General features: G+C 62.3%; 8 protein-coding genes and 1 riboswitch. Of the genes, 2 read left to right on the top strand and 6 right to left on the bottom strand.

The window, feature by feature from the left end; translation table 11 throughout:
- Positions 1-33: 33 nt before the first annotated feature.
- From atzF to Q0025_RS00200, 6 genes are all read right to left on the bottom strand, one after another.
- Positions 34-1,845 carry an allophanate hydrolase gene (gene atzF / locus Q0025_RS00225; protein WP_297295082.1) on the bottom strand — a complete coding sequence of 604 codons (1,812 nt, stop codon included), beginning with the start codon at positions 1,843-1,845 and terminating at the stop codon, positions 34-36.
- Entirely contained in the window at positions 1,845-5,390 is a 3,546-nt protein-coding gene (uca, locus tag Q0025_RS00220) for an urea carboxylase (protein ID WP_297294979.1), read from the bottom strand. Before uca ends, atzF begins: the two co-directional genes overlap by 1 nt.
- A gap of 3 nt (positions 5,391-5,393) precedes the next feature.
- Positions 5,394-6,053 carry an urea amidolyase associated protein UAAP2 gene (locus tag Q0025_RS00215; RefSeq protein WP_297294978.1) on the bottom strand — a complete coding sequence of 220 codons (660 nt, stop codon included), beginning with the start codon at positions 6,051-6,053 and terminating at the stop codon, positions 5,394-5,396.
- A 14-nt stretch (positions 6,054-6,067) separates the two neighbouring features.
- The gene (locus Q0025_RS00210; protein ID WP_297294977.1) at positions 6,068-6,895 is read right to left on the bottom strand and encodes an urea amidolyase associated protein UAAP1; all 828 of its coding nucleotides are present in this window, start codon (positions 6,893-6,895) and stop codon (positions 6,068-6,070) included.
- Between the two features lie 73 nt (positions 6,896-6,968).
- Positions 6,969-7,082: riboswitch (guanidine-I (ykkC/yxkD leader) on the bottom strand.
- 209 nt (positions 7,083-7,291) lie between these two features.
- Entirely contained in the window at positions 7,292-7,924 is a 633-nt protein-coding gene (locus tag Q0025_RS00205) for a class I SAM-dependent methyltransferase (protein WP_297294976.1), read from the bottom strand.
- Positions 7,925-8,103: 179 nt separating this feature from the next.
- Positions 8,104-8,691: a TetR/AcrR family transcriptional regulator gene (locus Q0025_RS00200; protein WP_297294975.1), complete on the bottom strand. Its 588-nt coding sequence runs from the start codon at positions 8,689-8,691 to the stop codon at positions 8,104-8,106.
- Between the two features lie 227 nt (positions 8,692-8,918).
- Between Q0025_RS00200 and Q0025_RS00195 the strand changes: the two genes are divergently transcribed.
- Entirely contained in the window at positions 8,919-12,101 is a 3,183-nt protein-coding gene (locus Q0025_RS00195) for an efflux RND transporter permease subunit (protein WP_297294974.1), read from the top strand.
- Positions 12,094-13,269, top strand: a complete 1,176-nt coding sequence (locus Q0025_RS00190; protein WP_297294973.1) for an efflux RND transporter periplasmic adaptor subunit — start codon at positions 12,094-12,096, stop codon at positions 13,267-13,269. Before Q0025_RS00195 ends, Q0025_RS00190 begins: the two co-directional genes overlap by 8 nt.
- The last annotated feature ends 22 nt before the right edge of the window (positions 13,270-13,291 follow it).

Genomic DNA, 13,291 nt, shown 5'->3' with positions numbered 1-13,291 from the left:
ACCATTGCCTTTCTCATTCACGGATCGTTGAACTCAGACCGGCGCTTCGATCGATGTCCGATAAGCACGCCAGCCGCCGTAATGCGTCACCTCGAACGCATCGGCGAGCCCATAGGACTCACAAATAAAACCCGAGACAACATCGCCGCCCTCAAGTGCAACTTTGCCAATCCCGAGCGGCGCCGGAATGCTGGCGACGAAACTGCCGAAATCGGCGGCGCCGAGGTTCCAGACTTCGCCTTCAATGCCAGGCCCTACAAACCCCGGGCTGTGCGATAGGCCGGGCTTTGGCGGCACCGTTCCGGCAAGAGCGAAGAGACGATAACAAGGTGCCGATCGGCAGCGGCGGATCAATACGCCTCCGCGCTTTGTCAACTCGTGATTGAGCGGCATGCCGGACAGATGGGCGCCGACGACGAAGAGGGAGATTCGATCGCCGTCGTTCTTCGCCTCGGATAGGAGAGAATCGGGCAAGACAGCCTGGCGGTCGCGACCCATCCCACAGGCGCAAGAGCGATGCAGACGCTCGCCGAGTTCGGCGAGCGCCGCATCATGAAAAGCCGGAGCAATCAGGCTGACGCCGAACGGCAATCCGTCGGCTTTAAATCCTGCCGGCACGGCAATCGCCGCGCAGTCGAGCAGATTGACGAAATTGGTGTAAAGTCCGAGCCGCGCATTGAGCCGCAGCGGATCGGCCTGCATCGCCTCCACCGTGTAGATCGTGGGCGCCGTCGGCAGCAGCAGGACATCGCAGCGCGCCCATTCGGCCTCCGCGCGACGCGCAAATTCAAGCAGTTTGTATTGGCCGCGAAAGGCATCGACCGCGCTGTAAGCGCGGGCACGGCTGATGATGCCGTAAACCGTTGGGTCCATCTCCGCGCTATGCGCTTCGATGAAGTCTTCGATGGCGGCAAGGCGTTCGGCCACCCACGGCCCGTCATAAAGCAGCGCCGCGGCTTCACGGAACGGCGCATAATCGATTTCGACCATGCTGACGCCGAGCGCCGCCATATTATCGATTGCCTGCTGATAGAGCCGCGCCGCTTCGTCATCGCCGCAAAACTCGCGCTCGTTCGCCGAGAGCACGCCGGCGCGCAGGCCCGCTTGCGGCAAGGGCCGCTGCGCCCCGGCACGGGAATAGGGGTCCTGCGCATCGAATTGCGTGACGATCCGGCGGATCAGTTCGCCGTCCCCCGCCGTTGCCGCCAATATGCTGATGCAGTCGAGGCTCCGGCAGGCGGGCACCAGTCCCCGCGCTGACAGGGCGCCTCTCGTTGGCTTGATGCCGACGATGTTATTGAAGGCAGCCGGCACTCGGCCGGACCCCGCCGTATCGGTTCCGAGTGCGAAGGAGACGAGGCCGGCGGCAACCGCCACAGCCGACCCGGAACTGGAGCCGCCCGAAATATAGGCCGAGTTGAAGACCGTGCGCGGCGCACCGTAAGGCGAGCGCGTGCCGTTGAGGCCGGTCGCAAACTGATCGAGATTGGTCTTGCCTATAAGCAAAGCGCCGGCCGCCTTCAGCCGCGCCACGACCGGCGCATCCTCTGACGGGCGATAGGCGAAGGCGGCACAGCCGGCCGTCGTCTCCGGCCCAGCGCAGTCGATATTGTCTTTGACTGCGAAGGGGATGCCCCAAAGCGGCTCTTCTGCGGAGGGGCCCCGCGCCGTGAGACCGCGCGCTGCCTGGCGCAGCGCTTCGTCCGGCACGCGGCTGATCCAGACCGCCGCATCGGGCCAGGCGGCGATGCGGGCGATAATGGCCTCGACGACGTCGAGCGGCGTCACGTCGCCGGCGGCATAAAGGCGGCGAAGACGGGTGATGTCGAGGATATCCGGCAGCATCATACGGCCTTTTCAAGCGTCATGACGATCTGGCCGCTTTGCACGGTGCGGCCGGGCTGCACCCGGATTTCCTGCACGCGGCCGGTAATGAGCGATGCGACGGTCATTTCCATTTTCATCGCTTCGACGATGATGACGGGGTCGCCAGCGGCGACCAATTGGCCGGGCGCGACGAGGATCTTCCAGACATTTCCCGTCATCGTCGCAAAGACGCCGTCGCAACCGGCCGGTATCGCATCGTCGTTTGAGGCAACCGTGCTCTCCGGCGCTACGAACGTATCGAGGCCGCGTTGCTTCCAGTCCTGCCGCTCGGCTTCGAAAGCCTTTTGGCGGCGCGTTTCAAAAGCCGAAATGCCTGCACTATTGGCGGCGCAAAAACGAATATGCTCTGCAAGCGAGAATTGCGTCTCTTCGATACGCAGTGGATAAGCGCCGTGCGGAAAGGCTTCGCGCGCTTCGGCAAGTTCGGCCGCATCGACCGGGAAGAACCGGATCTGATCAAAAAATCGCAGAAGCCAAGGCGTGCCTGGGTGGAACGCCGGCGTTGTCCGCCATGAGTTCCACATCTGGATGGTTCGGCCGAAAAGCTGGTAGCCCCCCGGTCCCTCCATGCCATAGACGCACAGATAGGCGCCGCCGATGCCGACGGCATTTTCCGGCGTCCAGGTCCGCGCCGGATTATATTTGGTCGTGACCAGGCGGTGTCGCGGGTCGATCGGCGTTGCGACCGGCGCGCCGAGATAGACATCGCCGAGGCCCAGCACCAGATAGTTCGCCGCAAAGATGATGGCGCGCACATCATCGACGGAATCGAGACCGTTGATGCGGCGGATGAACTCGATGTTGGATGGGCACCAGGGGGCGTCCGGCCGCACGAGCTCCTGATATTTGCGCATGGCGAGCTGGACCGACGCATCGTTCCAGGAAAGCGGCAGATGCACGATTCGACTCGGCAGCACGACCTCTTCCGCCGCCGGCAAGTCGTCCTCGATCCGGGCGAGTGTATCGAGAAGCCGAAATCGGGTGAGAGAGCGACTGTTGTAGTGAATCTGCAAGGATCGGATGCCGGGCGTCAGATCGATCACGCCCGGCAAAGCCTCGCGCTGCAGCGCCTCATAAAGCAATTGAACCCGGCAGCGCAGCGCGATGTCGAGCGTCATCGGGCCGTATTCGACCAGGACGTAATCCTCGCCGGCGCGACGGTAGATGACAGGGACTGGCCCGCGCTCGTGCCGCCCGACGATGGCAGAGCCAGCCTCGCGGCGGGCCTTCAAGACCGTCGGCGCGTCGACCGGATCTTGCGGCTGCGGGACCGGGTGAAACCGCAGACGATCGCCCGGCTTCATCTGACCGATTTTCCAGAGCTCCTCCGCGGCGACCACGCCGGGGCAGACAAAGCCGCCGAGGCTCGGTCCGTCGGGGCCGAGAATGATCGGCATGTCGCCGGTGAAATCGATCGCTCCTATGGCATAGGCGTTGTCGTGCAGGTTTGACGGATGCAGCCCCGCCTCGCCGCCGTCGCTGCGGGCCCACTCGGGTTGCGGGCCGATCAATCGCACGCCGGTGCGCGCGCTGTTGAAATGCACCTCATATTCGGCTGAGAATAATGTCGCGATGTCCTTCTCGGTGAAAAAGTCCGGCGCCCCGTGCGGGCCATAGACAATGCCGACGCGCCAATCATGCGTGAGCTCCGGCGGCGGCTCCGGCAATTGCGCAAGCGGCTGAGCCGCCGCGGCGTCGGCAATATGCAGCACGTCGCCCGGCCGCAGATTGCCGGTCGCGTGGCCGCCGAAACGGCCGAGGTCAAAGGTCGCGCGCGCGCCGAGAAAACGCGGCGCGTCGAAGCCGTGGCGTATCCCAAGATAGGTGCGCTGTCCCGGCCCCTCGATCGAACCGAGTGTCAAGACCTGTCCCGGCGCGACGGCGATCGGCGTCCAATAGGGCACCGGCACGCCGTCGAGCGACGCCACCATCCGGGCGCCGCCGAGAGCGATCAGCGCCTGCGCATTGAAGCGCAGGCTCGGTCCGCTCATTGTGCATTCGAGCGTCGCGGCATCGTCTGCATTGCCGAGAAGCCGGTTGACGAGCTGGTGCGAACGCGCATCCATCGGACCGCTCGGCGGAATGCCGACCGCCCAATAGCCGAGCCGGCCCGGCCAGTCCTGAAGGCTCGATTGGGCGCCCGGCACCAAGACTTCAACTGTCTGCGGCGCGAAGACGAATTGCGCGAGTGCGCCGGTGGTCATGCGGCCGGCGCGAAACGAAGCTTCGCTGGCGATCGCCGAAAGATAAGACAGATTGGTTTCGATGCCCCAGACGCGCGACGCCGAGAGCGCAATCTGCATGGCTGCGAGAGCCGCTTCCCGCGAGGCTTCGTGTACGATGAGCTTGGCAAGCAGCGGATCATAATAGGGCGTCACTTCGGTCCCGGTCTCGATCCACCGATCGACGCGCACGGCCTCGGGGAAATGCACATCGGTCAGCAACCCGCTCGACGGCTGGAACTGACGCGCCGGGTCCTCGGCGTAGAGCCGCGCCTCGATCGCATGGCCCTTCGGAACGAGATCGTCCTGCGGTGGCAGCACGAAATCTCCGGCCGCCTGACAGATCATCCATTCGACGAGATCGATGCCATAGACGGCTTCCGTCACTGGATGCTCGACCTGGAGGCGTGTGTTGACCTCGAGAAAATAGACTTCGTCGCGCTCCGTATCGTAGACGAACTCAACTGTGCCCGCCGACGCATAATTGACGGCACGACCGAGGGCGAGCGCCGCTTCGCGCAAATTCGCGCGCACTACCGCGGAGAGCCCCGGTGCCGGGGTTTCCTCGATGACCTTTTGGTTGCGTCGCTGCAGAGAGCAATCGCGTTCGCCGATTGCCACGACGCCGCCTTTGCCGTCGCCGAAAATCTGCACCTCGACATGGCGCGCACTGGCGACGTAGCGCTCCAGATAAAGCCGGGCATCCCCGAAACTCTTGCCCGCCATGCGCTGCACGGCTTCGTACTTTTGCGCAAGGGCATCGGGTCCTTCGCAGAGCTGCATTCCGATGCCGCCACCGCCGGCGGTGCTTTTCAGCATGACCGGGTAGCCGATGCGCGCCGCCTCGGCGAGCGCCGCCTCGCGGCTTTCGATCAATCCGCTGCCGGGCGCGAGCGGCACGCCGTTGGCAGAGGCAATCTCCCGCGCGGTGTGCTTCAGGCCGAAGACGCGCAATTGCGCCGGCGTCGGCCCGATAAAGACAATTCCTTGCGCTGCAAGCTTCTCGGCAAATTCTGCATTTTCGGAGAGAAAGCCGTAACCCGGATGGACGGCCTCTGCCCCGGTCTCGCGACAGGCGGCGAGAATGGCCTCGACGTTGAGATAGCTTTCGGCCGCCGGCTCCGCGCCGATCCTCACCGCCTCGTCGGCGAGCCGCACCGGCAAGGTGAAGCGGTCGGCATCGGAATAGACGGCGACCGTCGCGATGCCGAGCCGCCGCGCGGTTTGAATGATTCGCGCGGCGATCTCGCCGCGGTTCGCGATCAGAATTTTGTGAAACACGGGCTAGGCCTCGGCGCCGTTCCAGATCAGTACCCGCACCGGCGTCGGATTGAAGCCGTTGCATGGATTGTTGACCTGCGGGCAGTTCGAAATCACAGCCAGGATATCCATCTCGGCACGCAGCTCGATGTAATCGCCGGCATTCGATACACCGTCGACAATGGCGAGCCGGCCATCCTCGAGGATCGGCACATTCATGAAGAAGTTGAGATTTCCCACGATGTCGCGCTTCGTCATGCCGTATTTGGAGAGTTCGAGGATGAAGTTCTCCCGGCAGGCGTGCATGTAGCGGGTGTGATGCCCGAAGCGCACAGTATTCGCCTCGCAGCTGCACGCCCCGGCCGATGTATCGTGCCGGCCGCAAGTATCGGCGGTGACGCGCGCCAGCACAGTGCCGGCGTTCGAGACTATGGCCGTATCGACCGAGACATAGGCATGTCTTTGAAGGGCTATCGTATCCTGGGCGCTGTAGCGCTCGGAAAAATCGGCGGCGCTATAGAATAATGTATCGACAGCCTGACAGCCTTCGAGATCGACGATACGCAGCGTCTCGCCCTTGTGGACGATGCCCGACCAGGGCGCGGTGGCCGGGATGACATAGTCATAGCGTGCTACGGCGGGATCGAGATTGGAGGGAATCGGATGGAACGCTTCATTGGTCATCTGTCAGGCCCTGCCTAAATCTCGAAGAGGCGGTCGGTGTTTTCGAATCCGCGGATCGCTTCATCCGTGGCGTTTCGACAAAAATCATCGACGGCCGGCGCGGGCGAATTCCAGACGATGGCGCGCACCGGGCGGGGATCGAAGGTCCGCTGAGGGGCTAAGGGATGCGGACAATTGGACAACGCGATCAGCAAGTTCATTTCGGCCCTGAGATCGACATAGGCTCCGGGCTTTCTCAATTCGTCGCGCCAGATGAGATTTCCGTCGGCATCGACGCGGACCGGCGCGAAGAAGGTCAGGCATGGCGCGATATCGCGCCGAGAAAGGCCATGCTTCCCGGCAGCCAAAATAAAATTGCTCCGCGTATCGCGCGCGCCGCTGCCAGCACCGTAACGCTCGAGATTGGTCGCTGCCGTGCTGCCGCCGGCAAGGGCGTCGTGCCCGCCATCTGCCGTATCATCGGTGATCGAGGCGAGGACCCGCCCCATATCGGAAAACAGGAGCCTCCCCTTGGTGACGGTCGCATTCCATTGCAACTTCAGCGTATCGGCGGCGTTGATGCGCTCGCTCGAATCGTCGGCGTTCCAGGCGAAGAACGATAGGCCGGGCGTGGCTTCGTCATTAACGAGCCGCAGACTCTGGCCGCGCGCCAACCGGACGCTCCAATACCAGCCCCCCGGAATGACTTCTTCGTGCAAGATGCAATCCGCGGGGAGCGGATCGGGGTTGGCGCGCCGAGAAGCCGGCGGCCGGAGACGCTCTTTCTCCTCAGCGACGCGCTTCAATTCGAGATAGCGCTGGCGATAGCCTTCCGGCGTCGTTGGATGGGACAATGTGCACATCGCGCCTCTCCCGAACAGGTCGCATTGACCAGGGAAAGGCGAGACTTAGGTGAGCCATCCCTGGTTCACTTCGGTCTCCCGGGCTTTTATCCCGCCGTGCGTCCGCGGGATTTCTCCCCGCAGATTGCGGCTCTCGGACCGAACACTTCAGGCGTTGCCCGAAGCTGGAACCCTAGCCGCCTCATCGAGCGAAATGAGCAAGGGCTATGCCAACTTGATAAGAGGCGCGGTTTCTCTTTCGATGCGTCGAGCGCAATAAAATTGCGCAGTCGCGGCTATATTTACGACAAAGTGCCCGAAGATTGCTCGAACCCGTGGAGCTTCGTTGCGCGGAGGAGACGGGGAGCAAAAAATTAGCGACAGTACAAACCAAGTTCATGCTGTCGGTCGGTCACGTCAGCGATGCTTCGTTGAGATCAAGAGCGTATGCGCGCCGACCTGTCGGTATTTGAACGGCGTCACATCTTGCCTATTTTGCGCCCATCGCAACAGCCGCTCGCGCGCAAATCCCGGGCGCAAGCCAAGCCGACGCGCAACGCTCTGCACCGCCGCCCCGCGCAAGAACGACCGGCTTTGCGTCGAAGTGAGGTGGCTTACAACAACGATCGCCCCTCCCGGCCGTGTCACCCGCACGCATTCTTCCAATACCAATTCAGGATTTGCGACGAGGGTGATCATAAATTGCGACAAGGTGCAATCAAAGACGGCTGCGCGGAACGGCAAGCGGTGCGCATCTGCATTGATAAGGCCGCCGACGAATGGATTTGGCGCTGAGCGCACTCTTCGCTGCGCCTTCTTCAGCATCTCCCAAGACAAGTCGATTCCGACGAGATCGATGTCCGTCCTTCGATAATATTTAAAGGAAAGGCCCGTCCCGACGCCGATTTCCAATATCCGTGACCCGAAGCCTTCGCTCGCCTCGACAGCCGCGCGACGCGCGTTTGCAAAGATTTCTCCGCAAACGACATCATAAATCGGCGCCCAGTAGCGATAGGCCGTCCTGACCTCAGCCGTAACGTCTCGTTCCACTTAAGGCCAGCCAATCTCATGCGAGCACGTGTTTCGCAATTCTCTGCTCGGACGGAGGTTGCCTTCGATACCGCGCGTCCGCAATCGCTTGAGGCTCTGCCTTCAATCGCGAGCCAAGCGCAAGCGAAAGAGGCTCGACGCGCAGTGCGGCTCGACATCCCGATGAGGATCGCGCCGGTCTATTTCGGCCACCCTTGGATGACGGCATCGACGACGGCATGTAGGTCGGCGCGCGTTGCCGTGCCAGCGGCCTGCACGGCCATGCCCTGACTCACCGTGGCGACATAGCGCGCCAAGCCCGCAACATCTGTGTTTTTCGGCAGATCGCCGCTTTCAAGCGCGCGTTCCAGCCGGTGCCGAAGCGCGACCTCTTCCGCCACCCGGCGGAAACACAATTCTTTCTTGATGGGCTCGGCGGCGTCGCCGCAAGATAGCGCCCCCTGGACGAGTAGACAGCCTGGCGGATTTTGCGGTTCGGTGAGCTGATCGGCGGTTCCGCGCAGAAGCCGTTCGACGACCTCGCGCGCCGTCGGCGCTTCAAGAGCTTCGTGCGAAAAATCCTTGCGAATGCCGATATAGCGATCGAGAGCTTTGCGGAAGAGCTCTTCCTTGCTGCCGAAAGCCGCATAGAGGCTCGGCGGGTTGATGCCCATCGCCTCCGTCAAGTCAGCGATCGATGAGCCCTCGTAGCCTTTGCGTCGAAAGACGACCAGCGCCTTTCCGAGCGCTTCCTCGACGTCGAAAGCCCTTGGGCGTCCTAATGCCACGGCCGGCCTCATTGACTTTTTTACCAATCGATAAATAATTGCTCGCCGTCGCCTTGTCCAGGCGGCCTAATGTCATGCTCCCTTCTCAAATCGCAGCGAGAAAAATCAAGGCAGGGGCTTGATATGCTGCTTTGCAGCAGCCAATTGTAACGAGCGATACATAAATTGCGCTTCGCTGATTCTGGGGGGCCGCTGGGCGCAATGCCGGGCGGCGTTTGGAAGCATTCATGAACATCGTTCGCCTTGCCTTGCATCGCCCCTACACGTTCCTTGTGTTGGGCATTGCCATTCTGCTTCTCGGCGTCGCGGCCATCGTGCGGACGCCGACCGACATCTTTCCCAACGTCAATATCCCGGTCGTGACCGTCGTCTGGTATTACGACGGCCTCAACAACAATGAGACCGAGAAGCGGATCACAACCTATTCAGAGTTTTCGATCAGCTTTTTCGTCAACGACATCCGCACGATCGAGAGCCAGACGATTCCCGGCCTCGTCGTCGAGAAGATCTATTTTCAGCCTGATGTGAATGTCGATTTGGCGATGAGCCAAGTGGTTTCGGCGACGAATTCGATCCGCGCTTTCCTGCCGCCGGGCGCGCAGCCGCCGATCATCATGCAGTACAGCGCCTCGACCGTGCCGGTTCTGCAATTGGCGCTAAGTTCCGACCGCCTCTCGGAATCGGAGCTTTATGATTACGGCGTCTATCGCATCCGCCAGCAGCTTGCGCCTATTCCGGGCACGATGCTGCCGCCGCCCTATGGCGGGCGCATCCGGCAGGTGATGGTCGACATCGATCCCGCGGCCCTTGCCGCCAAGGGAATCACGCCGCTTGATGTGTCGAATGCGATCAACGCCCAAAACCTCTCGCTCCCGATGGGCGATGTCAAATTCGGCGACAAGGACTACGACGTTCGCATCAACAGTCTCGCCGATGCGGTCTCTATTCTCGACGACGTGCCGATCAAGAAGGTCAATGGAGCGCTCATTCGCATCAAAGATGTGGCGCAAGTCCGCGACGGCTACGCCATCCAGCAGAACATCGTGCGCAGCGAAGGCCGCCGATCCGTTCTCCTCTCCATTCTGAAAAGCGGCAACGCCTCGACGCTCGACGTCGTCGACCGTGTGAAAAACGACGTCCTGCCCGTGAGCCGCGCGGCGGCGCCGCCGGGGATGAAGATCGAGGAATTGTTCGATCAGTCTGTCTTCGTCCGCGCGGCGATCTCCGGTGTCGCCGTCGAGGCGACGATTGCCGCACTCCTGACATCGGCGATGATTCTGTTGTTTCTTTCAAGTTGGCGTTCGACGCTGATCGTCGCCGTCTCGATCCCGCTGTCGATTTTGTCGTCGATCGCCATCCTGTCCGCCATCGGCGAGACGCTGAACATCATGACCCTCGGCGGCCTCGCGCTGGCGGTCGGCATTCTCGTCGACGATGCGACGGTGACGATCGAAAATATCCACCGTCTGCGCCAGCTGGGAGAAAAGCTGCCCGAAGCGACGCTGCACGGCGCCGCCGGAATTGCCCTTCCGACCCTCGTCTCGACGCTGGCCATTTCGGCGGTCTTCGTCTCGGTCGAATTTCTCATCGGTCCGTCGAAATTCCTCTTCACCCCGATGGCGCTCGCCGTGGTCTTCGCGATGCTCGCGTCTTATATCCTGTCGCGAACGCTCGTGCCGGTCCTGGCGGCCTTGCTGCTCGCCGGCGAGCGTCACGGGGAGGCGGGTGTCGACGGCAGCCATCGCGCCTCGATCTTTACGCGTTTCTCGCGCAGCTTCGAGGCGGGTTTCGAACGGCTGCGCGACGGCTATTCGGTCACGCTCGAAAAGCTGATCGAAAGCAGTTGGAAAGTCCCGGCGGTCGCGCTCACCGTCCTTGCGATTGGCGGCGTGCTTTTTTCGCTCGTCGGCCGCGATTTCTTTCCCTCGGTCGATGCCGGCGAATTCAAACTTCATGTCCGCGCGCCATCCGGCACGCGGATCGAAACGACGGAACATATTTTCGAAGACGTCGAAAACACCATTCGTCGCGTCATCCCCGATTCCGAACGCGAGTTGATCATCGACGACATCGGCGTGCCGTTCCGCTATGCCCTGCCCTTCGACGACGGCACGACGGTTGCCGGCAACGATGGCCAGATCCTCGTCTCGCTCAAGGAAGGGCATAAGCCGACTGCGGCCTATATCAAGCGCCTGCGCGACGCGCTCGCGCGCCAATTCCCGGACGTGACCTTCTATTTCCAGCCGGGCGATATCGTAACCCAGATCCTGAACTTCGGCCTGCCGGCGCCGATCGACGTGCGCGTCGTCGGTTACGACAAGGATAACAATCTACGCATCGTCAAAGCGATGCTCGACGAGGTCAAACATGTCGTCGGCGTCGCGGATGCGCATTTGCACCAGATCGTCGATGCACCAGAATTGACCGTAGCGATCGATCGCCAGCGCGCACAAGACCTCGGCCTCGATATGCAAAGCGTGGCGCAAAACGTGATGGTCGCACTTGCCTCAAGCAACACGGTAACGCCCAATTTCTGGGTCGATCCCAACACCGGCATCCAATATCCAGTCGCGGTTCAAGTGCCGCAATATAAACTGGCATCGCTGAGCGACGTCGCCGGCACGCTCGTTGGCACGCGCGGCGCATCGGCCGCGGGCACGGTCCCGACTTTGCTCAACAATGTCGCAGGCTTCGGCCGCGACGCCGCGCAAACGGTGACGAGCCATTCGAACATTCAGCCGACCTTCGACATTTACGCCAATGTCGAAGGGCGCGATCTCGGCCGCATCGCAGCGGAGATCGATCGGATCGTTGCGAAATACCGCACCGAGTTACACCCAGGAAACGAAATCGTCGTCGAAGGCCAGATCGACAGCATGCGCTCGGCGTTCGTTCAAATGGGCATCGGATTGCTGGTCGCGGCCGCCGTCGTCTATCTGCTGATGGCCGTCAATTTCCAATCCTTCGTCGATCCCTTCGTTGTCGTTTTGGGCCTGCCCGGCGCAATGGTCGGGATTCTGTTCATGCTCTTTGCGACCGGGACCAGTCTCAGCGTGCCGTCGCTGATGGGCGCCATCATGAGCGTCGGTGTTGCCTCGGCCAATTCGATCCTGCTCGTAACGTTTGCCAAGGAGCAGCGCGCCTTCGGGCTTTCGGCGCGCGATGCCGCGGTGATGGCCGGGCGCACGCGGCTGCGACCGATCATGATGACCGCGCTCGCGATGATCGTTGGCATGATTCCGATGGCACTCGGCCTTGGCGATGGCGGCGAACAAAACGCACCCTTGGGCCGCGCCGTGATCGGCGGCCTGATGTTCGGCACCGTCGCGACACTCTTTCTCGTTCCTTGGCTCTATAGCCGCTTGCGCAAACGCGAAGGCCGGCTGTTGGAGGATTTCGCCCATGTCTAAGCCGCAGCCTGCCGAAGATTTTGAAATCGCCTCGCAGCCCGCGCCAACACGCGCCGGGACGCGATCGCTCGGCTGGATCGCCTTGATCGTGCTCACGGCGGGTCTCAGCTATGGCGCCGGACGCCGGATCTCAACGGATTCGATCGCCGAAGCCGCAACCGACGCGCGGCTTTCGATGGTTCCGAGCGTGAGGACCGTGACGGCGCACCGATTGGCGGGCGGCGTGCCGCTCGACCTGCCGGGAAGCTTGGAATCCTTCGAGACGGCGACGATTTTCGCGCGGGCCTCGGGCTATATTTCGCAGCGTTCCGCGGATATCGGAACGCAGGTAAAAAAAGGCGACGTTCTCGCCATCATCCGGTCCCCCGAGCTTGATCAGCAGGTGAGCCAGGCCGAGGCCGCACTGACCCAGGCCAAGGCCAATTTCGATCTTGCCCATGCCACTGCCCAACGTTCCGGCGCCCTGGTTCAGCGCGGCTGGGTGACGGCGCAGCAATTCGACCAGGATCGCCTGACCGAAGCCGCCCGCGCCGCGGATGTGCGCGCCGCGCAAGCCGCGCTCGCGGCCATCACCCAACGGCGCAGCTACTTGACTGTCGTGGCGCCGTTCGCCGGCGTCGTCACCGGGCGCAATATCGATGTCGGCGATCTCGTCAGCGCCGACACGACATCACGCCCGATGTTCAGCGTCGCGCGAACCGACAAGGTGCGCGTGCAAGTCTATGTTCCGCAGGATATGGCCGAAGGCCTCAAAAACGGTGTCGCCGCGTCTATCTCGGTCCCTGAGATGCCGGGACGCGTCTTCAAGGCCGTCGTGGCCCGGACGGCGCACGCACTCGATGCGACGTCACGTACGCTGTTGGCCGAAGTCGATATCGACAATCCGAACAACGTCCTCACCATCGGCACGTATGTGCGCGTCCATTTCAATCTCGTATCGCCGACGCCGCATGTCCGTCTCGACGCCAATGCGCTCATCTATGATGCCGATGGCCTTCGCGTTGCAGTCGTTAAGAACGACCATGCGCAGTTCGTGCCGGTTCGCATCGTGCGCGACTTCGGCGCCGAGGTCGAAATCGGCCAGGGCCTGAGAGGGGGCGAGAGCGTGATCCTCAATCCGCCCGCAGTTCTGAAGGACGGCGGCGCCGTTCATGTCGCGGCGAATTGAAGCTGCCGCTGGTGGAAGGATC

The sequence above is a fragment of the uncultured Methylovirgula sp. genome (assembly GCF_947646745.1).
Lineage (GTDB): Bacteria > Pseudomonadota > Alphaproteobacteria > Rhizobiales > Beijerinckiaceae > Methylovirgula.
Note: the sequence above shows the minus strand (reverse complement) of the source record. Positions and strands in the feature narration are given on the sequence as shown.

What these genes read in the sequence shown, in the direction of transcription:
- Q0025_RS00210 (WP_297294977.1), bottom strand. Translation starts at nt 6,895, where the DNA reads ATGTGCACATTGTCCCATCCAACGACGCCGGAAGGCTATCGCCAGCGC.
- Q0025_RS00190 (WP_297294973.1), top strand. Translation starts at nt 12,094, where the DNA reads ATGTCTAAGCCGCAGCCTGCCGAAGATTTTGAAATCGCCTCGCAGCCC.
- atzF (WP_297295082.1), bottom strand. Translation starts at nt 1,845, where the DNA reads ATGCTGCCGGATATCCTCGACATCACCCGTCTTCGCCGCCTTTATGCC.
- Q0025_RS00215 (WP_297294978.1), bottom strand. Translation starts at nt 6,053, where the DNA reads ATGACCAATGAAGCGTTCCATCCGATTCCCTCCAATCTCGATCCCGCC.
- Q0025_RS00195 (WP_297294974.1), top strand. Translation starts at nt 8,919, where the DNA reads ATGAACATCGTTCGCCTTGCCTTGCATCGCCCCTACACGTTCCTTGTG.